The following is a 20,694-nucleotide window of genomic DNA, read 5'->3' as shown; positions in this document are numbered from 1 at the left end:
TCAGCCTCGGCCCTTGACGTAAAAGACGATGCTATCCAAAGGAATCTATCCATGATTGCCGCTGACCGCTTGATCGCTGCCGCACTGATGGCGCTATCTGTCTATTTCATGGTGCATGCCACCGTGCTGCCCATCGGCTGGAACGGCGAAACCGGCGGGCCGGGGGGCGGGGGCTTTCCGTTCTGGCTCTCGGCGATCATGTTTGCAGCGGCAGGCGGCATCCTGATCAGGACTTTCCGCCCAGGGGCGCGGACCGGCAGCTTCTTTGATCTGACGATGATCCGTTCGGTTCTGGCAGTGGTTGTCGCCTTGATCGTGACGATTGCTCTGATGCCCGTCGTCGGGACCTACATTGCACTGCCGCTTTTCCTGTTCTGGTATCTCAGGATCTTTGGCGATCACCGGTGGGCGGTCACCCTGCCGATCACTATTCTGACGCCGGTCTTTCTGTTCTTCTTCTTCGAGGTGACCGTGAAGATCTTGCTGCCCAAGGGTATCACCGAGCCGCTGTTTTACCCGCTCTACGCAATGTTCTTCTGAGGATCTGACGTTATGGAAATGCTTGCGCATCTGGCCGACGGATTTGCCACGTCGCTGTCCCCGCTTAATATCCTGATCGTCGTGCTTGGCGTGACGGCGGGTCTGTTCATCGGGGCGATGCCGGGGTTGGGGTCGGTCAACGGGGTGGCCATTGTGTTGCCGCTGACTTTCGTGGTGCCGCCATCCTCCGCCATCATCCTTCTTGCCGCGATCTATTATGGCGCGATGTACGGTGGGGCGATATCTTCGATCCTGTTGGGGATACCCGGCGCCTCGACCGCCGTTGCGACGACATTCGATGGTCGCCCCATGGCGCAGCAGGGCAAGGCGGGTTTGGCACTGATTGCTGCCGCCGTCGCGTCGTTCGTGGGCGGGACGATATCGGTCATCCTGTTCACGCTCTTTGCCGCGCCCCTTGCCGACATCGCCCTGAAATTCGGTCCGGCCGAAGAATTCGCACTGGTGCTAATGGCCTTCACGACCTTTGTGGGGCTGGGCGGCGACGATATTCTGAAAACGATTGTGATGATCTGTCTGGGCCTCGTCCTGTCGACTGTTGGCCTTGATCTCATCTCGGGCCAGCCGCGCCTGATCTTCTTTGATCAGCCGGGCTTTTATTCCGGTATCAGCTTCCTAGTCCTCGCCATTGGTGTCTACGGCATCGGTGAGGTGCTCTATACCATCGAGACGTCCAAGACCGCGCCTCATGTCACGCCCGCGAAAATCACGCTCAAGGAATTGGGCGCAGGTCTGCGCGAGATGAACAAGCTCTGGCGCACGATGACGATGGGGTCGGTGCTTGGCTTCTTTGTCGGCATGCTGCCTGCGGCGGGTGCAACACCGGCTGCGCTGATGTCCTATGGTATCGCCAAGTCGACTTCCAAGACCGGCCACACTTTTGGCAAGGGCAATATCGAAGGGGTTGCTGCCCCCGAGACCGCCAACAACGCGGCCTCCACCGGCTCGCTGCTGCCGATGCTGACGCTGGGCATCCCGGGATCACCCACCACGGCGCTGCTTCTTGGCGGCATGGTCATGTGGGGCCTTGTACCCGGTCCGATGCTGTTCATCGAGGATCCGGATTTTGTCTGGGGCCTGATCTCGTCGCTTTACACGGCGAACTTTGCCGCCGTGGCGATCAACATCGCGCTCATCCCGTTGTTTGTATGGGCGCTGCGGATGCCCTTTACCGTGCTTTGCGCACTGGTTCTGGTGCTGTGCATCGTCGGTGGGTTCGCTCCGAGCCAAAAGATGCACGACGTCTGGCTGATTGCAGGTTTCGGCGTCGGGGGATACCTGCTGCGCAAAGCGGATTATCCGATGGCGCCCTTGGTACTGGCCCTCGTCTTGGGGCCGCTGATGGAGAAAAGCTTTCGTCAGACGCTGATTGCCGAACGCGGGGATGTCTTTGCCTTTATCGAGCGACCGCTGTCTGGCGCGTTCATGGCGCTCGCGCTGCTTTTCTTTTTGCTGCCGTTGATCAATTATCTGCGTAAATCGGCCAAGCGCAAAATGGCCCCGGCGGAATGACCGGGCACGAGACTAACAAAAGGACTGAAGACATGACCATTCTCAAGGACCTCATCGCGCCTCACAACGCGGGCGCACCAGCCATCGGCGCACCGGGCCGCGACTGGCTAACCTACGGGGCTTTGCGTGATCTGGCCGGCGCGGTCGCTGAGGCGTTGCACGGCTTTGGCATCGGGCGCGGGGACCGGGTGGCCATCGTGCTGCCGAACGGTCCGGAAATGGCAACGGCCTTTGTGACCATCGCGCAGGCTGCAACGACGGCACCACTGAACCCGGGCTACCGCGAAGACGAATATTCCTTCTACCTGGACGATCTGAAGGCCAAGGCGTTGGTGGTCGACGCAGGCTATGACGGCCCCGCGCTGGCAGCCGGGCAAAAGCTGGGTCTGGTGATCCTGCGGGTCAATGTCGCCGATGGCGCGCCTGCCGGGCATTTCACGCTAAGCGCAGACGGGGCCACCGACGGCACATGCGATGCCATGGTGCCGCAGGCAGATGATGTCGCGCTGATCCTGCACACCTCGGGCACGACGTCCCGGCCCAAGATCGTCCCGCTGCTGCAATCCAATGTCGCCGCTTCGGCGCTGAATATCGGGGCCTCTCTGGGTCTTTCGGCCTCGGATCGCTGCCTGAACGTGATGCCGCTGTTTCACATCCACGGCCTTCTGGCTGCCGTGTCGGCCTCGCTCGCCGCAGGCGGGTCGATCTGGTGCGCGCCCGGATTCAACGCGCTGCAATTTTTTGCCTGGATGAGAGAGGCGCAGCCGACCTGGTACACCGCCGTCCCGACGATGCATCAGGCCATCCTCTCCCGCGCGGGGCGCAATGCTGAGACGATCAAGGATGTGCCGCTGCGCTTCCTGCGCTCTTCTTCGGCGTCATTGCCCGCACAGGTCATGACGCAGCTGAACGAGGTCTTTGGCGCGCCGGTGATCGAGGCCTACGGCATGACCGAAGCCGCGCACCAGATGTGCTGCAACCCGTTCGACATGCAGAAACCCGGATCGGTCGGCAAGGCAGCGGGGCCGGAGGTGGCCGTGGCACACGAATCCGAGGATCGTATTATCGACGGTACCGGCGAAGTGGTGATTTCCGGCGCAAACGTCACGCCCGGCTACGAAAGCAACCCAGAGGCCAATGCCAAGAATTTCTTTCAGGACGGTGGCAAGCGCTGGTTCCGCACCGGCGATCAGGGCATGATCGACGAGGATGGGTTTCTGCATCTGACCGGTCGGCTCAAGGAGATCATCAACCGCGGTGGCGAAAAGGTTTCGCCGCTTGAGGTGGACGGCGTGCTGATGGATCATCCGGCAGTTGGCCAAGTGGTGACATTCGCCCTGCCGCACCCGAAGCTGGGCGAAGAAGTCGCCGCGGCCGTGGTGCTGAAGGAGGGGCAGGAGGCAACCGAGCGCGAAATCCGCGAGTTCGCCGCCGAGCGCATGGCCGACTTCAAGGTGCCACGCAAGGTGATCATTCTGGACGAGATTCCCAAGGGCGCGACCGGCAAGATGCAGCGCATCGGTCTGGCCGAAAAGCTTGGTCTGGTTGCAGACGCTTAAGAGCGGCACGGCGTCGGCCTGTATGGTCGACGCCGGATTTTGCGTATTTGGAAAGAGAAAAAGCAGGGGACGCGCGGCTGATCATGCCGCAGCGCGAGGGAAGACGGCATGAAGATCTGTGTATTCGGAGCAGGCGCCATTGGCGGCTATATGGGTGTAAAGCTGGCGCAGGCGGGGGCGGATGTGAGCCTTGTTGCGCGCGGGCCGCATCTGGCGGCGATGCAGGCGAATGGTCTGAAGCTGATCGAAGAAGGCGGCGAGGAGACTGTCGTCAAAGTTACGGCGTCAGACGATCCGGCCGTGATCGGCGTGCAGGATTACGTCATTGTCACGCTCAAGGCGCATTCGGTGCCTGCGGTGGTGGACAGGATGCAGCCGCTGATCGGACCGAACACGACGATCGTGAGCGGCGTGAACGGTGTGCCGTGGTGGTATTTCCACAAGATTGGTGGCGCGCTTGAGGGGACGCGGCTGGAGACGGTCGACCCGGGAAACAAGCAGTGGGATGGCTTTGGTCCCGATCGGGTATTGGGATGTGTAGTCTATCCGGCGGCCGAAGTGATCGAACCCGGGGTGATCAAGCACATCGAGGGCAGCCGGTTTTCGCTGGGCGAGCCTGATGGGTCAAAGTCCGAGCGCGCACTGGCACTGTCAAAAGCGCTGTCCGAGGCAGGGCTGAAGGCCCCCGTGCGCCCGCGTCTGCGGGATGAAATCTGGGTCAAGCTCTGGGGAAATCTGTCGTTCAACCCGATCTCGGCGCTGACGCATGCGACGTTGGATGTTCTCTGCACCGACCCCGGCACACGTGCTGTGGCCAAGAGCATGATGATCGAAGCGCAGGCCGTTGCGGAAAAGCTGGGCGTGAAATTCCCGATCGACGTGGAAAAGCGTATCGACGGGGGGGCGGCAGTGGGCGCACACCGGACCTCGATGTTGCAGGATCTTGATCAGGGCCGACCGATGGAAATCGACGCACTGGTCGGATCCGTGCAGGAATTGGGACGGGTGACAGACACGCCGACGCCGACCATTGATACGGTTCTGGCCCTGGTGAAGTTGCGGGCGCGCTCAGCGGGCCTTTACGGCTGAAGCTTGGGCGAAACAGGCGATTGCCGGGTTTTATTTAGGCCGTTCATTCAGTCATGATTGGACGGCCTTAGCATCAAGCCGCACACCTACGAGCCGCCACTATAGACAAGAGCGGCCCTATTTGGCCGACCGCATCCTGTGAAACGCATGGCTATGCGTCGTTTCAGAAGGTGCGGGCATGCAGGCGACGCCTCCGAGGGGGCTGCGGTTGCATTGCGCCGGAAATCTGCGCTAATTCCCGTCAGAAATATAAAAACTCAACGGGAGACGACCATGATCAGACCAATCACAAGCGCTCTGGCACTTTCGCTGGCCGCAAGCACCGCCTATGCCAACTGCGATGAGGTGCGTTTTTCGGATGTCGGCTGGACCGATATCACCGCGACGACCGCCGCCACCTCTGTACTGCTGGAAGCGCTGGGCTATGAAACTGATACCAAGCTGCTGTCGGTGCCGGTGACATACACGTCGATGGCCGCTGGGGATATCGACGTCTTTCTGGGCAACTGGATGCCCACGATGGAAGCGGATATTGCCCCCTACCGCGAGGCGGGAACCGTGGATACCGTGCGCGCCAACCTTGAGGGGGCAAAGTACACATTGGCAACTAACGCCGCCGGAGCGGCACTGGGAATCAACTCCTTCGCGAGCATTGCCGAGCATGAGGACGAGTTGGGTGGCGACATTTACGGAATCGAGCCGGGCAATGACGGCAACCGTCTGATCCTCGACATGATCGAGGCGGATGCCTTTGGTCTGAAGGGTTTCGACGTCAAGGAAAGCTCTGAGCAAGGCATGTTGGCACAGGTGTCGCGCCTGTCGGGCAAGGACGAGCCAATCGTGTTCCTTGCCTGGGAACCGCATCCCATGAACGCCAATTTCGACCTCACCTACCTTACAGGCGGGGACGACTATTTCGGTCCGGATCTGGGCGGCGCGACAGTCTATACCAACACCCGCGCAGGCTATGCCCCAGAATGCCCGAACGTCGGAAAGCTGCTCGACAACCTCGTCTTCTCGCTTGCGATGGAGAACGAGATCATGGGGGCGATCCTCGACGACGGCAAAGATCCGAACGAGGCAGCAACGGCTTGGATTTCGGCGCACTACGACGAGGTGATCCCCGTTTGGCTGGATGGCGTGACCACGCTTGATGGTGGCGATGCGATTGCGGCTGCGGCAGCGACCTTTTCCAACTGATCTTCGACGCGGATCCGGCCCCTATGGGTCGGGTCCGATTTGCTGACGGGAGCGCCGCATTTGGCCAAAATCCTGCGACCCACCAAAGGCACTCAGGACTGGCGCGCCGGACTGGCGAACCCAGCCCGGCACTGGCGCGCAGGATTTTCGGCCATGGCTGCGGCGCAATCCTGGGAGGCGGCGCAGATTTCGGACCCCAGTGGACTGCCGCCCGAAATTGCCGCGTTGCTGGGGTCGGGCGGCGCGCTGCAATTGGCTATTCCCGAACACCGGGTGGCCTTGCCGGGTGCCGGGGCAGACAGCCAGTGCGACGTCTTTGCGTTGGTTCAGGCCGGAGAGGCCAGTGTGGCGCTGACCGTAGAGGCCAAGGTAGACGAGGCTTTCGGTCCGACCATCGGCACCTGGCTTGCAGAAGACAAAGACAACAAGCGCGAGCGGTTGGCGGCGCTGTGCAACTGGCTGGGCGTGTCCTATCCGCCGCCAGAGCCTCTGCGGTACCAACTGTTCCATCGCAGCGCCGCCGCGGTGGCCGAGGCGCGGCGGTTCAATCGTCCGGTCGCGGCGATGGTGGTGCAGTCGTTTTCGCCAACGCATCGCTGGATTGAGGATTTCGAGGCCTTTGCCTTGCATCTGGGGGTCCAGGCTGGTCTGGGCCGCCTTGGCCGCACACGGCTGCCCGACGGGATCGAGCTTTGGCTGGGCTGGGCGCAGGGCGATGCGCGGTTTTTGATGGATCTGGACAATGACGGGTAAGGTGCACGTATGGATTGGCTGAGCGATAACAAGATTCCCATCGGGGACTGGGCCGAGGCCATCTTTGGCTGGCTGCAGGTAAACGGCGGCTGGTTCTTTGACGGTATGGCCGTGGCGATGGAGGCCCTGATCGAGGCGATCCTCTGGGTGCTGCAGACGCCGCCGGAATTGCTGGTGATCGCGGCCTTTGTTGCACTGACCTGGGTGATCCAGCGGGGCTGGAAGCTACCGTTGCTGATCGGGGTCGGTTTCCTGTTCATCGTCAATCAGGGGTACTGGGAGGAAACGACCGAAAGCCTGACGCTGGTCCTGTCGGCCTGCGTGGTTTGCATGGGTGTCGGCGTGCCCATTGGCATCGCAGCGGCGCATCGCCCCAAGCTTTATGCCTGGATGCGGCCCGTACTGGACCTGATGCAGACGCTGCCGACTTTTGTCTATCTGATTCCCGCAATTGTGTTTTTCGGAATTGGCATGGTGCCCGGCCTTATCGCCACGGTGATCTTTGTGGTGCCTGCGCCCATCCGGCTGACGCATCTCGGGATATCGAATACGCCCACGGCACTGCTTGAGGCGGCAGAGGCGTTTGGCGCGAAGCCAAGCCAGACTTTGTGGAAAATCGAACTGCCCTATGCCTTGCCGCAGATCATGGCGGGCCTCAATCAGACGATCATGCTGTCACTGTCCATGGTGGTGATCGCAGCGCTTGTCGGTGCGGACGGGCTGGGCGTGCCTGTGGTCAGGGCACTGAACCGTGTGGATACCGGATTGGGGTTCGAAAGCGGATTCGTCATAGTGGTGGTGGCCATCATGCTCGACCGGATGCTGCGGGTGGGTGGAAAATGACCAAGGCTGTTATTTTTGACAAGGTCTGCATCATCTTCGGCGAGGCACCCGACAAGGGGCTACCGCTGGCGGATCTGGGACGGACACGGTCCGAAATTCAGGCCGAGACGGATCAGGTTCTGGGTGTGCATGATTGCAGCCTTGAGGTGGACGAGGGTGAGATCCTCGTGCTCATGGGTCTGTCGGGGTCTGGTAAATCGACGCTGCTGCGCGCGGTGAACGGGCTGAACCCGGTGGTGCGCGGGTCGGTGTCTGTGAACGATGGCGGTGAAATGGTGGATGTCACCCAATGCACCGCCAAGGCGCTGCGCCGCATCCGCCAGACCCGCGTCGCAATGGTGTTTCAACAATTTGGCCTGCTGCCTTGGCGCACGGTTTCCGAGAACGTGGGCTTTGGTCTGGAGCTGGCCGGTGTGCCAGAGGCAGAGCGCGACGAAAAGGTCGCCGCGCAGCTGGAACTTGTGGGCCTGTCGGAACGCGCCGGGGCAAAGGTGGCCGAGCTATCGGGGGGTATGCAACAGCGCGTGGGCCTTGCACGGGCCTTTGCGACCGAGGCGCCAATCCTGCTGATGGACGAACCCTTCTCTGCGCTTGATCCTCTGATCCGCACCCGATTGCAGGATGAACTGCTTGAACTGCAAGCGCGGCTCAAGCGCACGATCATCTTTGTCAGTCACGATCTGGACGAGGCATTCAAGCTGGGCGGACGGATCGCGATCATGGATGGCGGGCGCATCGTGCAATGCGGCACCCCGCGCGAGATTTTTTCGAATCCCGCGTCGGATTACGTGGCAGAATTTGTCGCCAACATGAACCCGCTCATAGTTCTAACCGCGCGTGACGTCATGGTCCCCGGCGTGGGCGGCACCCAGTCTGTGGATGCAGAACTGGCCGTGCGCGATGTCATGCTGAAACTGCGCGAACATCCGGTCATGACGGTCGAAAGTGAAGGTCAGCCCATCGGGACGGTGACCGCACAAAGCATCGTTGATCGCCTGTGCATTTAGAGCATCGGCAGGCCGACACCTGACAGGGTGTCGGCCTGCTTTGGTGTCGGATCCGGGCGCGCCTGACATTTTTCGATATCGAATGAGATACTATCCGTGGATAAGGCCGTGCGTCGCGCGTGCAATGACCACTTCTTCGTCGGTGGGGATGACGAGCACGTCAACAGGTGAGGACGCTGCGCTGATGCATTTCGCGTTTTTCGCATTGGCCCCATCGTCGAGCGATATGCCCATCCATTCCAGACGGTCACAGATCAGGCTGCGGACCAGTGCGGAGTTTTCGCCGATCCCGGCCGTGAAGATCAACGCATCAAGCCCCCCGATAGCGACGGCAAGAGCGGCCAGTTCAGCGGCGGCGCGATAGCAGAACAGGCCGATCGCGTCGCGCGCTTCGGGTGCAGAACTCGCCTGCAGGGTGGCCATGTCGTTGCTGATGCCAGAAACGCCCAGAAGACCGGATTCGTTATAGAGCAGATGAGAGATTTCGGCGGCGCTCATTCCCTTTTCATCCATCAGATAAAGAACCACGCCGGCGTCGAGCGCGCCGCACCGCTGGCCCATCATCAACCCATCCAGTGCGGTGAAGCCCATGCTGGTCGCGACGCTGCGACGGTTCTTAATCGCACACATGCTGGCACCGTTTCCCAGATGAGCGACGATTACTCGCCCATCGGCCCTGTCGCCCAGATGGGCGCGTAGGGTGCTGGCGATATAGTCGTAGGACAACCCGTGAAACCCGTAGCGTATGACACCCTCCTCGGTTAGCGCGCGGGGCAGGGCAAAGAGCTGCGCAAACTTGTCCTGAGTCCGATGGAAGCTGGTGTCAAAGCAGGCGACTTGCGGCAGCCCGGGCGCCGAAGCTGCAACACAGCGGATCGCCGCCAGATTGTGCGGCTGGTGCAGCGGCGCAAGAGGCACGAGCGTGTCCAGTTCGCTGAGCAGGGCGTCGGTGACAATCGCCGGGTCGGTCTGGGTTCGGCCACCGTGCACGACGCGATGTCCCGCGGCCCGGATGGTCAAGCCGCCTTGATGACTGTTCAGCCAGTCGAGCAGCGCGGGGATCAAGGCTTCGTGGTCAGCGGCGTGCGGCAGCGACATGCACGCGTCCGACGGCAAGGAGTGGCCCGCGCCGTCGCGCCCGGAAAACACTGGGGCTGTCCCGATCCCGGCAATCTTGCCACGCAGAAGCGCGGCTGGATCACCGTCCCCATCAGGGTAGACGGCGAATTTGAGGCTTGATGACCCCGCATTCAGGACCAGCACAGCGTCGGTCATGCCTGTGCCGGACTTTGGTAACTGATGAACAGTTGTGCCAGTGCACAGGACGCGAGCCGCGACATCGTGCTGTCGGCCCGGCTGGTCAGGATCACCGGCACCCGTGCGCCCAGAACGATACCGGCCGCATCGGCTCCGGCGAGATAGATCAGCTGCTTGGCGATCATGTTGGCGGCTTCAAGATCCGGCGCGACCAAAATGTCAGCCACGCCTGCCACATCGGACACGATGCCCTTGGCCGCAACCGCCGCCGGAGAGATGGCGTTGTCAAAGGCCAGAGGCCCGTCGAGCAATCCTCCGGTGATCTGCCCGCGATCGGCCATCTTGCACAGTGCCGCCGCATCAAGCGTCGAGGCAATGCGAGGGTTGACCGTTTCGACCGCTGAAAGGATCGCGACCTTGGGAAGTTCGATCCCAAGCGCCAGCGCAAGGTCGATGGCGTTCTGCACGATGTCGCGCTTGCCCGCGAGGTCGGGATAAATGTTGATCGCCGCGTCGCTGATCAAAAGCGGCTTCGGATAGGTCGGCACATCAAGCACATAAACATGGCTCATCCGCCTCTCGGTCCGCAGGCCAAGTGCGGTGTCGACCACGGCCTCCATCAATTCGTCGGTATGCAGGGACCCCTTCATCAGGGCCGCGGCCTTGCCTGCCCGTACCAGCGCCACGGCGGCCGCAGCGGCGGCATGGCTGTGGGGAGCGTCGATGATCTCGATCCCGTCAAGGCTGCGCCCGGCCTCTTTGGCGGCGGCTTCGATCTTGGCCTTGGGGCCGACCAGTACCGGCAGGATCATGCCTTGATATCCGGCGTCCAGCGCGCCGGTCAGGGACAGCGCATCGCAGGGATGGACGACGGCGGTGCGGATCGGGTCCAGATCAGCCGTGGCCGCAATCAGGTTTGCGTATTGCGCGGCCTGCACGTGCAGGTGAACTTGGGGCAGGGTGACGCGGGGGCGGCGTATCTTGTCGTACGGGGCAATGACCCGGGCTTCGCCTTCGATCACCATCGTGCCGTGCTGGTTCTGGCAGGTACAGGCGAGGATCAGACGACCCTTTTCCTGTTTCTGCGTTACCTCGACCCGGACTGTCACCGTGTCGCCCAGCCCCACCGGGGCCAGGAACTTCAGGCTCTGGTTCAGAAAGATCGTGCCAGGGCCGGGCAGTTCCGTGCCAAGCACGGCTGAGATCAGCGCACCGCCCCACATGCCGTGGGCGATCACGCCATGAAACATGTCGGTTTGGGCATATTCCGCGTCGACATGTGCCGGGTTCACATCGCCTGACATCACCGCGAAAAGTTCGATATCCTGCGGTTTCAACGTCCTGGTCAGGTCGGCACTGTCACCGACCGAGATTTCGTCATAGGTCTTGTTCTCGATATACTGCATGGTTGCAGTGGGGTCGCCCCGTTCAAGCGCGGACATGCAGGCCTCCGTCAACATAAGCGATACCGCCGGACACACTGCGCATACTGTCGCTGGCATACATCGCCGCGACATTCCCGACGTCCTGAATGGTCACAAGGCTTTGTTCAGGGCTGCGCAGACGTGCCGCATCAATCAGTTCATCGAAATGCGCGATGCCTGATCCCGCGCGGGTCTTGAGCGGCCCGGGAGAGATGGCGTTGACGCGGATCTGTTTCGGACCAAGTTCAACCGCAAGCGAGCGCATCGTTCCCTCAAGCGCGGCCTTGACCGGCCCCATGATGTTGTAATGGTCAACAACCTTTTCGCCACCGTAATAGGTCATGGTCAGGATCGCCCCTCCCTTGGTCATGAGCGGTTCTGCCAGCCGTGCCATACGGATCAGGGAATGGACCGAGATATCCATGGCGCGGGCAAACCCGTCCCGCGAACAATCGGTCACCCGCCCATGCAGGTCGTCCGCGGGGCAATAGGCGATGGAATGGACAAGAACGTCAAGCCGCCCCCAGCGCTGCCTGATCGCGTCAAAAACCGCCTCCATCTCTCCCGGGGCCTCTACATCCAGCGGCAGCAGCAATTCGGCGCCGACGGCCTCGGCGACCGGCTGCACAAAGGGCTTTGCCTTTTCGTTGAGGTAGGTCAGAGCGACCTCGGCCCCCGCGTCGGCAAAGGCCTGAGCGCAACCTGCAGCGATAGAATGGGTGTTCGCGACGCCCACGACCAGCGCGACCTTGCCGTCCAGAGGCTTCATGTCAGCCTCACATAGGTGCCGGGCGCATCGCAGATGGCTTTGTAATTGCCTGACCGTGCGCCCATGTGCGGCGGGGCTATGGTTTGCCCGGAATGGGCGGTTAGCCATTTGGCAAAGTCTATCCACCATGACCCGTCCTTGGGTTCCGTTTCGGCAAGCCAATCCTCGGGGGCGCGAAAGGCGGCGGTTGCAGCCTTGTCCGCAATGCGGAAATGGCGGTCCGCGTGGCCGGGTTCGGATACGATGCCCGCATTGTGCCCGCCATTGGTCAGGACGAATGTAATGTCGGTGTCGGCAAAAAGGTGCAGCTTGTAGACGGAATGCCAGGGCGCCACATGGTCATCTTCGGTGCCCACGGCAAAAATGGGCACGCGGATGTCGGTAATGGCAATCGCCTTATTGCCCACGGGGTAGCGTCCCTCGGCCAGATCGTTGTTGAGGAACATCCGACGCAGATATTCCGAATGCATCCGGGCGGGCATCCGCGTGGTGTCAGCGTTCCAGGCCATCAGGTCAAAGGCCTGGCCGCGATTGCCAAGAAGGTAGTCGCGGATGGCGGGAGCCCAGATCAGATCGCGCGCGCGTAGCAACGCAAAGGCCCCTGCCATCTGGTCGGACGATAGAAAACCCTGATCCGCCATCATATCTTCGATCAGCGTGACCTCGGAGTCGTTGATGAACAGTCGCAGCGGTCCAGCCTCGGTGAAATCGACCTGCGCCGCCAGCAAGGTCACCGTAGCGAGCCGATCATCGCTGTCCCGCGCCATGGCTGCCGCCGCAATCGACAGCAAAGTGCCGCCAAGGCAGTAGCCGGCTGCGTGGATCTTGGGCGCTTGGGTGATCGCCTGCACGGCATCGACCGCCGCCATCACGCCCAACTGGCGGTAATCATCCATGCTCAAGTCCCGGTCCTTGGCACTGGGGTTTTTCCAAGACACCATGAATACGGTGAAGCCCTGAGCCACGAGGAACCGGACCAGAGAATTATGCGCCGACAGGTCGAGGATGTAGTACTTCATGATCCAGGCGGGCACGATCAGGATCGGCTCTGGATGTACCTCGGCAGTTTCGGACGCATACTGGATGAGTTCGATCAGATCGTTCCGGAAGACGACCTTGCCCGGGGTCGTGGCCAGATTGCGACCGACCTCGAAAGGCTGAGGACCGGCTTCCTGTGGCATTCCGGCCCTGCGCGCGATGTCTTCGGCCAGATGGTTGGCGCCGCGCACCAAGTTCTGACCGTGTTCGGCCAAAGTGGCAGAGATCACTTCTGGATTGGTCAGTACGAAATTCGAAGGTGCAACGGTATCGGCGACCATCCCCGCCACAAAGGCCATGAGGTCTTCGTGCGGGGGGGCCACGCCGTGTACGCCCGTTGTGGCGTTCTGCCACCACTGCCAATTGCGCAGATGCGACTGCGCCCAGACGTTATAGGGATAATTTTGCCAGCCTTCCCCAGCAAACCGCCGGTCATCCGACCCCTCGGGTTGCGTGATGCCAAGGCTTTGCGACCATAGCGTTTGAAGGTTCTTCAGGGCCTGTTCGATCAGATGCGCTTGTTTGCCCGGTGAAACGGCCAGATGAACGGCCCAGTCCATCCAGGCTTCGCCCAGCACCGATGGGGACAGCGCCGAGGTTGCTTTCGCCACTGTCGCATGGGTCAGGCGATCCAGTGAGTCATAGGCGTTCTGCGGTGTTGGTTCTGCAGGGCTTGGATCGGGCTGCTTCGGGACAGCAGTTTCGGGCGTGGCCACGGTTTGACCAGGTTCACGTATGATCTGATTGGGTTGGTTCAGCATGGCCTGTCCTTCATGTGCTGGCACAGCATATCTGTCCGTTACTGTGATTCTATGACAGACGCCGCAGCGCAGCATTGATCTGAATCAGTGCTGCGGCGATGGCCGAAGAATTCAGCGGTGATGGCAATCACAGTTGTTTCCGGGAGAATCCAAACGTTACCCCAAGAGCTGCAGAGGCTACCAGGATGCAGGCGTTGGGCCCTTAAAGCCCGCGCAGCTCGAACAAATATCAAACAGGGCGTGTGAAGCGGACTACAGCCGTGCAGATCAGCGTGCACCAGAGGCGGCATCGGCCCCGGTACCGAGTTCGATGATTTCCGCTGTGATCGCTTCCTGCCGCACCCGGCGCAGGGTGGCCTCAAACGTCTCCAACTCGCGTGCAATCTGCGTTCCGGCGGAAGTCATGGCTTCCATCCGTGCTTCGTTTTCGGCGGCAAAGGCGTGCAGCGCCGCCTTGCATACCTGCGCATGAAAATAGTCCTGACCCAATGAGTCAATTAGGGTACCTTCGGGTAGCTGCATCAGCGGGCGATCCACCGCAGAGGACGGATGATCGGTCAGATCCACAGGGAATAGACATTGCTGCAAAAGCGCCGGTCGTCCGGCCACCCAGCCGGTAAAGACGACGTCAAGGCGGTTGATGCGCCCCTCGGTGACCGCGCGGTATATCTGGGTGGTGATCCGGTCAGCCAGTTTGGGAATCCCGGGCGTATGAGACGGCAGGGCCGCGCTCCAGACCGGGGTGATCCCACGGGCGGTGGCGACGGACAGCCCCCGGGTACCGATCAGAAACAGGGTGCTGTCTTCATGCTCCGGGCCAATGCTATCCAGAACCCGTTCACTGAACGCCCCGGCAAAGCCCTGTTCGGCGCAAAAGACCAGCAGGCCGGTCTTGCCCGGACTGCGCAGGTTCGGATCCTCGAGATCCGTGTCACCAGGCCGTAGAATGCGGGCCATGGCCCCCGCGACCGTCTCCGCGTAGCTGTCCACCGCAGTGACCTGCGTACGGGCGACATGCGCGCGGGCGGCGGCGATGCCTTTCATTGCATTCACCACGGCCCCAAGTTGACGGATGCCGTCGATCCGGGCGCTGATGTCGGCCAGCCGCTCGGTCATTGTATTTCCGGCACTGCAGGGTCTTTGGCTTCGACCGACAGTGTCTCGGCAAGGCGGCCGAGCGCCGCCATCAGATTCTCACGCGATGTCGCATCAAGCTCTCCGCCTGCGGTCAGCAGGTTCAGCGCCCCCGTGGTTTCTGCGTTCAGTGCGCCGGGTAGTGCCCCGCGGAACGTCGTGACGGCAGACAGCGGCAGGGCGTCAAGCAGACCGGATTGCACGGCCAGCATCAAGGCAACCTCATCCACAAGGCGATAGGGCATATGTTGGGGCTGGCGCAGCGCCTCTCTGATCCGGGCGCCGCGGGTCAGTTGTTCGCGCACGCGACTGTCAGGCATGCCTCCGAACCGGGTGAAGACTTCCAGTTCCAGAAACTGCGCATAGTCCAGACGCAAGGTCCCAGCCGCCTTGCGCAATACCGGTGCCTGCGTCTTGCCGCCGACCCGGCTGACGCTAAGGCCCACATCCACCGCCGGTTTCTGCCCCTGATGGAACAGCGCCGCATCCAGAACGATCTGTCCATCGGTGATCGAGATCAGGTTGGTCGGGATATAGGCCGATAGATTCCCCGAATCTGTCTCGGCAATCGGCAGCGCGGTGAGCGATCCGCCGCCGCGCGCTTTTGACAGCTTGGCCGCCCGTTCCAGAAGGCGCGAATGGATGTAGAATACATCGCCCGGATAGGCCTCTCTTCCCGGGGATTGGCGGGTCAGCAGCGCGATTTCGCGGTGGGTGGCGGCGTGTTTTGACAGATCGTCGATCACGATCAGGGCGTGCTGGCCCTTGTCACGAAAGTATTCGGCCATGGTCATCCCGGCATAGGGCGCGATCCATTGCAGGCCCGGCGCACTAGCCGACCCTGCGACCAACACAATGCAGCGTTCGAAATTGCCCTGTGCCTGCAGCGCATCGATGGCGCGGCGCACGCTGGATGTTTTCTGGCCCACGGCGACATAGATACATATCACATCGCTGTCGCGCTGAGCGATGAGTGTGTCGATGGCGAGTGTCGTCTTCCCGGTTGAATGATCGCCCACGATCAGTTCGCGCTGACCCCGGCCAAGGGCAAAAAGAGTGTCGACCACCACGACGCCAGTCTGAACCGGCTCGGTCACAAGGTCGCGTTCGATGATCGACGGGGCGGGGCGTTCGATGGGCAGATGCGCTTCGGCCTCGATCTCCCCCTTGCCGTCCAGCGGTCGGCCAAGCGGGTCGACGATACGACCAAGAAGCGCCTCGCCTACCGGCACGTTGACCACTTCGCCGGTACCGGAAACCATATCGCCCGCTTCCACGTCCGTAGCGGCGTCCAGCATCACGCAACCGATGAGATCGGGATCAAGCACCCGGGCAAAGCCGACCTGACCGCCGGCAAAACGCAGCACCTCGTCCAGCCTGACGTCCCGCAGGCCCGAAATCATTGCGACGCCGTCACCGATCTCTTCCACCCGGCCCCTGTGTTCGGCGCGCGGACCCAGCGGCACGTCGTTCAAGGCAGCCTTTACCGTGGAAAACCAGTCGGATGTATCAGGCGGCATCCTGCACCGCCTTCCGAATCCGGGCGAGGTCGGCCTGCCAGCTGTTGCGCAGGGTAAAATGCGCGCTGTGCAGTTCAAGCCCGGCGATGAGGTCAGGATCGGTCACAAACCGCAGATTTGGTGTGCTGCCAAAGGCATCACAGATGGCCTTTTCTATAGTGTCTTTATCAGCCCCCGCATCGGTGGCGGACACCACATCGATGTGCTGGAGGCCTGACACCAGCGCCGCGCGGTCGGCAGCCGACAACTTGCTGATAGCCTCGATCAGTTGGGACAAAAACGCGGACTGCACCATCTGGCTGTTCAGCTGCCCAAGAAGCTTCGCGGCAATTTCCAGCGACAGGTCGGCGGCATGTACGGCATTTGCCTTGCGCGTTGCTTCGGTTTCATGGGCAATCCTGCTTTTTGCGGTGGCCAGTATCGCCTCGGCCTTTGTCCGTGCTTCGGCGAGGGCGGCCCTTGCGGCGGTGTCTGCCTCTGCGCGCGCGGCATCCAGCGCGGCGGTGCGTTCAGCGCCGATGTCGGCGCGGGCCTTCGTCACTTCGGCCATTGCCGCATCGGCATTTGCCTGCGTTGCCTGTGCATCGTCGATGACCGCACGGGCCTTTTCCTGACGCGCGGCGATGGCACCCGCGACCGGCCGCCAAAGAACCCGTGACAAAAGCCAGACGAGGATCAGGACGTTGATGGCCTGCAGCCCAATTCCCCAGAGGTCGATCGTCATGCGATCAGCCCAGGAGCGGGTTGGCAAAGAGCAGCAGAAGCGCGATCACCAGACAGTAAATCGCCGTCGTTTCGATCATGGCGAGACCGACAAACAGTGTGCGCGAAATCGTATTTGCGGCTTCGGGCTGGCGTGCGATGGCATCCATTGCTGCGGCAACAGCACGGCCTTCGGCCAATGCCGGGCCGATGGCGCCAAAGGACACTGAAAAGGCAGCACAGATGATACTGGCGAGAGCGAGATAATCCATTACGGATCCTTTTTCTGTGGGGGTGTAGCGGCGCCTGGCTGACCGTCCGTGACCGTGGCCGAGATAAAGACCATCGCCAGAACCGCAAAGATATAGGCCTGCACCAGCCCGGTGAGCATATCGAGCGCCATGAGTGGGATAGGCACCAGCAGCCCGGCAAGCGAAGCCACGATGCCGATGACGAAGACGCCGCTCATGACATTGCCGAACAGGCGGACGAACATGGAAAAGGTGCGGGTGATGCTTCCCAGCATATTCAGCGGGATCATCACCATGTTGGGCGCGGCAAAGGATTTGAGGTAGCCGCGCAGGCCGGCGCCGCGCACGCCGAACCAGACCACCGAGACAAAGACCAGAACAGCTAGGCCAGCATCGGTTTCCAGCTGCGCGGTTGGTGGCTCGATGCCCGGGATGAGCGAGGACCAGTTCGCCACGAGGATGAACAGGAACAGCGTCCCGATAAAGCTGCGGTAGGGGGCGGGTTCTGATCCGGTGGTTTCGCGAATCTGTGTGTCGATGGTATTGACGAGCAGTTCCAGCACCGCCTGCCGTTTGCCCGGGATCAGATCCAGCCGCCGCGTGGCCAGGCCTGATCCGACCACGAGAACCAACATAATGATCCAGGTGGCGATCACCGCCTGCGTGATAGGAAACGGCCCGATCTGAAACAGGGCCACAGAGTCGAGAGGTGAATTCATGCCCGATCCCTCCGGGCATGACGCAGCATCACGGCCTTTGCGCACAACACACCGGCCAGAGCAGCCAAAAGTGCAAATCCACCGGCCAGCACGGCGACATAAAAGGCCGCAGTCAGCAGTGCCAACCGCCCCAGAGTGAGCGCAAGACCAAGCAGAGGACTGCCTTGGCTCACGATCAGTTCGGCAGTATGACGCAGCGCGCGGAAGTAGACGTAACCGATCGCAAGCCCGCCAAGGAAACAGGCGGGGAGTGTGACGGAAAGGGGCAGGGCAGACAGATCCATCATCGTGCGTTCATCCAGTTCCATGCGGTCCAGGCCCCAAGGCAAAGCCCCAGCAGCATGCAGGGGGCGGTCCAGAATACCCCTGACGAAAAATGTTCATCCAGCCAGCGGCCAGCGAAAATGCCGACCAGTGTGGGTGCTACCAGTATCCAGCCCAGCACCCCGATTTGCGCCAGACGGCGGCCGACGGACATGTCGCCTTCTCTCAGCCAACGAGCACGTCTTTCGCGGCGCAGGCGGGTTTGGACGATCAGCGGGTCTTTATCGTTTTCTTCTTCGGGAGCAGGCTTCACCGGAACGCTCCCGTATCTGCGCCAGAGTGCAGGCGGCTGACCATTCGGCGGATGGCGTTAAGTTGTAGCTGAACGGTTTCGACATGTTCAACCCGCTCGGCATCCGCATCCGACTGGAACCGGGCTAGAACCTCGCTGTCCAGGGTGGCAAGGTCTTCGCCCACCACCGCCTCGCGCGTGGTGACGGCAACGGTGGCGCCGTCGGTCACGGTCAGCATGCCCCCGCGCACGGCGCAGAACCGTTCCCCACTGGCCTGTTGCCAGCTGACAATCGAGATCGCCAGCGCCGTAAGGAATTTGGCGTGCCCGGGCAGGATGCCAAAGCTGCCGCTGGCATCCTCGGCGCGCAGGCTGAAAATCTCTTCATCCACTACGACGGACAGAGGGGTGACAATCCGCAGTCTCATGACGCTGCCTCGGACCTGGGCACGTCAGGGTCGGTTTTGGCTGGGTCCTTTGCCCTTGGTGCCTGAGAAGCCTTGGCAGCGGCTTCTTTCCTGCGCGCATCGTCGAGCGTGCCGACCATGTAGAGCGAACTTTCCGACCAGTTGTCGGCCTCTCCGTCCAGAATGGCGCGGCACCCGGCCAGCGTGTCGGTCAAGGCGACACTGGCACCCGGAGTGCCGGTAAAGGCCTCGGTCACCATGAAGGGCTGCGTCAGGAACCGCTGAAGCCGTCGCGCACGTTTGACGATCAGGCGGTCGGCGGCACCTAGTTCCTCGACCCCCAGAAGCGAGATGATGTCCGTCAGTTCCCGGAACCGGGCCAGTGCCTGACGGACGGCTTCGGCGATCTTGTAATGCTCTTCGCCCACGACCAGCGGGTCCAGCAGCATGGAGGACGAAGCCAGCGGATCGATGGCGGGATAAAACCCCTCGGCGGCCTGCGCGCGCGATAAGACGACGACACAGTCCATGTGGCTGGAAATCGTGGTCACTGCCGGGTCGGTGAAATCGTCCGCAGGGACATAGACCGCCTGAATGGCCGTCACAGCCGTCCCGGCGACCGAGGCGATCCGCTCTTGCAGGCCTGCCACTTCGCTGGCCAGAGTCGGCTGATAGCCCACGCGCGACGGCAGACGTCCCAGAAGGCTCGACACTTCGGCGCCCGCCTGAACAAAGCGGAACACGTTGTCCATCAGCAGCAGGACGTTCTTGTGCTTCTGATCCCGGAAATATTCGGAAATCGTCAGGGCGGTAAGCGGTGCCCGCCAACGCGCGCCGGGTGGCTCGCTCATTTGGCCATAGACCAGAACGGTGCGCTCCAGTACGCCTGAATCCTGCATCTCGGTCAGCAATTCATGCCCTTCGCGCGATCGTTCGCCAACGCCGGCAAAGACCGAAATGCCTTCATATTTTTCGACCATGGCGCGGATCAGTTCCATCACGAGAACCGTCTTGCCCACACCGGCCCCGCCGAACATCGCGGCCTTGCCGCCCTGCGCCAGAGGCGTCAGCAGGTCGATCACCTTGATGCCTGTCTCGAATACATCGGTGGTGCGGGTCTGCGCACCCAGCGCCGGCGGGCCGGCATGAATCGGGCGGCGGGGCGTATCGGCGGGCAGGGCGGGGCCGTTGTCCTGCGTATTCCCGACCACGTCCAGCAACCGCCCAAGGACGGCAGTGCCCACTGGCACCGTAACCGGCGCCCCCTTTGCCTTCACCGTGACGCCGCGCGAAAGACCTGCTGTCGACTGGAACGCCACGGCGCGCACGGTGGTCAGATCCAGATGGCTGTGCACTTCGAGGATGAGCGGCGCGGGGCGGTCCCACTGCACGACCAGGGCGGAATTGATCTGCGGCAGGTCGCCCCCGGCAAAGACGACATCCACGACGGCGCCCCTTACGGCATGAACAATACCGTCTGAAATGGGGGCAGTGGTTTGGTCGTATTGGTCCTGCATGCCTTTGGGCCTTTCCGGCGCATGAGTCGCGCGCCCATGACTGGTTGACACATAGGCCACGCGTCGTGTGCACGACATTGACATGGATCAGCCCATTGCCACAATCCGGTTGGCGTGT

General features: G+C 61.8%; 21 protein-coding genes. 8 read left to right on the top strand and 13 right to left on the bottom strand.

Going from position 1 to position 20,694, the window contains the following annotated elements; translation table 11 throughout:
* Positions 1-51: 51 nt before the first annotated feature.
* The 8 genes from CHB75_RS14580 (at position 52) to choV (ending at position 8,521) form a co-directional block, all read left to right on the top strand.
* Positions 52-540 (top strand): tripartite tricarboxylate transporter TctB family protein, encoded by a 489-nt coding sequence (locus CHB75_RS14580; RefSeq protein ID WP_089271723.1) that lies wholly within the window; start codon positions 52-54, stop codon positions 538-540.
* A 12-nt stretch (positions 541-552) separates the two neighbouring features.
* Positions 553-2,070 carry a tripartite tricarboxylate transporter permease gene (locus CHB75_RS14575; protein WP_089271721.1) on the top strand — a complete coding sequence of 506 codons (1,518 nt, stop codon included), beginning with the start codon at positions 553-555 and terminating at the stop codon, positions 2,068-2,070.
* Between the two features lie 32 nt (positions 2,071-2,102).
* A complete protein-coding gene (locus CHB75_RS14570; RefSeq protein WP_089271719.1) occupies positions 2,103-3,629 on the top strand; it encodes an acyl--CoA ligase in 1,527 nt (508 codons plus the stop codon).
* Positions 3,630-3,737: 108 nt separating this feature from the next.
* Positions 3,738-4,718 (top strand): 2-dehydropantoate 2-reductase, encoded by a 981-nt coding sequence (locus CHB75_RS14565; RefSeq protein WP_089271717.1) that lies wholly within the window; start codon positions 3,738-3,740, stop codon positions 4,716-4,718.
* A 273-nt stretch (positions 4,719-4,991) separates the two neighbouring features.
* Positions 4,992-5,918 (top strand): choline ABC transporter substrate-binding protein, encoded by a 927-nt coding sequence (gene choX / locus CHB75_RS14560; RefSeq protein ID WP_089271715.1) that lies wholly within the window; start codon positions 4,992-4,994, stop codon positions 5,916-5,918.
* Between the two features lie 60 nt (positions 5,919-5,978).
* Positions 5,979-6,671: a DUF6946 family protein gene (locus CHB75_RS14555; RefSeq protein WP_245840991.1), complete on the top strand. Its 693-nt coding sequence runs from the start codon at positions 5,979-5,981 to the stop codon at positions 6,669-6,671.
* Between the two features lie 9 nt (positions 6,672-6,680).
* Positions 6,681-7,514: a choline ABC transporter permease subunit gene (gene choW / locus CHB75_RS14550; protein WP_089271711.1), complete on the top strand. Its 834-nt coding sequence runs from the start codon at positions 6,681-6,683 to the stop codon at positions 7,512-7,514.
* On the top strand, positions 7,511-8,521 hold the full coding sequence (gene choV, locus CHB75_RS14545) for a choline ABC transporter ATP-binding protein (RefSeq protein ID WP_089271709.1): 1,011 nt from the start codon (positions 7,511-7,513) through the stop codon (positions 8,519-8,521). The genes choW and choV overlap by 4 nt, the downstream gene beginning before the upstream one ends.
* Before the next feature lie 90 nt (positions 8,522-8,611).
* Here the strand turns inward: choV and CHB75_RS14540 are convergent, their stop codons facing one another.
* The 13 genes from CHB75_RS14540 to atpD form a co-directional block, all read right to left on the bottom strand.
* The gene (locus tag CHB75_RS14540) at positions 8,612-9,796 is read right to left on the bottom strand and encodes an acetate/propionate family kinase (protein ID WP_089271707.1); all 1,185 of its coding nucleotides are present in this window, start codon (positions 9,794-9,796) and stop codon (positions 8,612-8,614) included.
* Positions 9,793-11,220, bottom strand: coding sequence for a bifunctional enoyl-CoA hydratase/phosphate acetyltransferase (locus tag CHB75_RS14535; RefSeq protein WP_245840990.1), 1,428 nt, complete (start codon positions 11,218-11,220; stop codon positions 9,793-9,795). Before CHB75_RS14535 ends, CHB75_RS14540 begins: the two co-directional genes overlap by 4 nt.
* Positions 11,207-11,971: an enoyl-ACP reductase FabI gene (fabI, locus tag CHB75_RS14530; RefSeq protein ID WP_089271705.1), complete on the bottom strand. Its 765-nt coding sequence runs from the start codon at positions 11,969-11,971 to the stop codon at positions 11,207-11,209. The genes CHB75_RS14535 and fabI overlap by 14 nt, the downstream gene beginning before the upstream one ends.
* The gene (locus CHB75_RS14525; RefSeq protein ID WP_089271703.1) at positions 11,968-13,770 is read right to left on the bottom strand and encodes a PHA/PHB synthase family protein; all 1,803 of its coding nucleotides are present in this window, start codon (positions 13,768-13,770) and stop codon (positions 11,968-11,970) included. Before CHB75_RS14525 ends, fabI begins: the two co-directional genes overlap by 4 nt.
* Before the next feature lie 267 nt (positions 13,771-14,037).
* Positions 14,038-14,886 (bottom strand): F0F1 ATP synthase subunit gamma, encoded by an 849-nt coding sequence (locus tag CHB75_RS14520; RefSeq protein WP_089271701.1) that lies wholly within the window; start codon positions 14,884-14,886, stop codon positions 14,038-14,040.
* Complete coding sequence (locus CHB75_RS14515; protein ID WP_089271700.1) at positions 14,883-16,424, bottom strand: F0F1 ATP synthase subunit alpha; 1,542 nt, start codon at positions 16,422-16,424, stop codon at positions 14,883-14,885. The genes CHB75_RS14520 and CHB75_RS14515 overlap by 4 nt, the downstream gene beginning before the upstream one ends.
* The gene (locus tag CHB75_RS14510) at positions 16,414-17,148 is read right to left on the bottom strand and encodes a F0F1 ATP synthase subunit B (protein ID WP_089271698.1); all 735 of its coding nucleotides are present in this window, start codon (positions 17,146-17,148) and stop codon (positions 16,414-16,416) included. Before CHB75_RS14510 ends, CHB75_RS14515 begins: the two co-directional genes overlap by 11 nt.
* A gap of 4 nt (positions 17,149-17,152) precedes the next feature.
* Positions 17,153-17,398: a F0F1 ATP synthase subunit C gene (locus CHB75_RS14505; RefSeq protein ID WP_089271696.1), complete on the bottom strand. Its 246-nt coding sequence runs from the start codon at positions 17,396-17,398 to the stop codon at positions 17,153-17,155.
* Entirely contained in the window at positions 17,398-18,096 is a 699-nt protein-coding gene (locus CHB75_RS14500; RefSeq protein ID WP_089271694.1) for a F0F1 ATP synthase subunit A, read from the bottom strand. Before CHB75_RS14500 ends, CHB75_RS14505 begins: the two co-directional genes overlap by 1 nt.
* Positions 18,093-18,404: an N-ATPase subunit AtpR gene (locus CHB75_RS14495; RefSeq protein ID WP_089271692.1), complete on the bottom strand. Its 312-nt coding sequence runs from the start codon at positions 18,402-18,404 to the stop codon at positions 18,093-18,095. The genes CHB75_RS14500 and CHB75_RS14495 overlap by 4 nt, the downstream gene beginning before the upstream one ends.
* Complete coding sequence (locus CHB75_RS14490) at positions 18,380-18,673, bottom strand: AtpZ/AtpI family protein (protein ID WP_217898791.1); 294 nt, start codon at positions 18,671-18,673, stop codon at positions 18,380-18,382. The genes CHB75_RS14495 and CHB75_RS14490 overlap by 25 nt, the downstream gene beginning before the upstream one ends.
* A complete protein-coding gene (locus CHB75_RS14485; protein ID WP_089271690.1) occupies positions 18,670-19,080 on the bottom strand; it encodes a F0F1 ATP synthase subunit epsilon in 411 nt (136 codons plus the stop codon). Before CHB75_RS14485 ends, CHB75_RS14490 begins: the two co-directional genes overlap by 4 nt.
* Complete coding sequence (atpD, locus tag CHB75_RS14480; RefSeq protein ID WP_089271688.1) at positions 19,077-20,576, bottom strand: F0F1 ATP synthase subunit beta; 1,500 nt, start codon at positions 20,574-20,576, stop codon at positions 19,077-19,079. The genes CHB75_RS14485 and atpD overlap by 4 nt, the downstream gene beginning before the upstream one ends.
* Positions 20,577-20,694: the final 118 nt, after the last annotated feature.

This window comes from Puniceibacterium sediminis (assembly GCF_900188035.1).
Taxonomy (GTDB): domain Bacteria; phylum Pseudomonadota; class Alphaproteobacteria; order Rhodobacterales; family Rhodobacteraceae; genus Puniceibacterium; species Puniceibacterium sediminis.
This window is presented reverse-complemented; position numbering and strand designations above follow the sequence as displayed.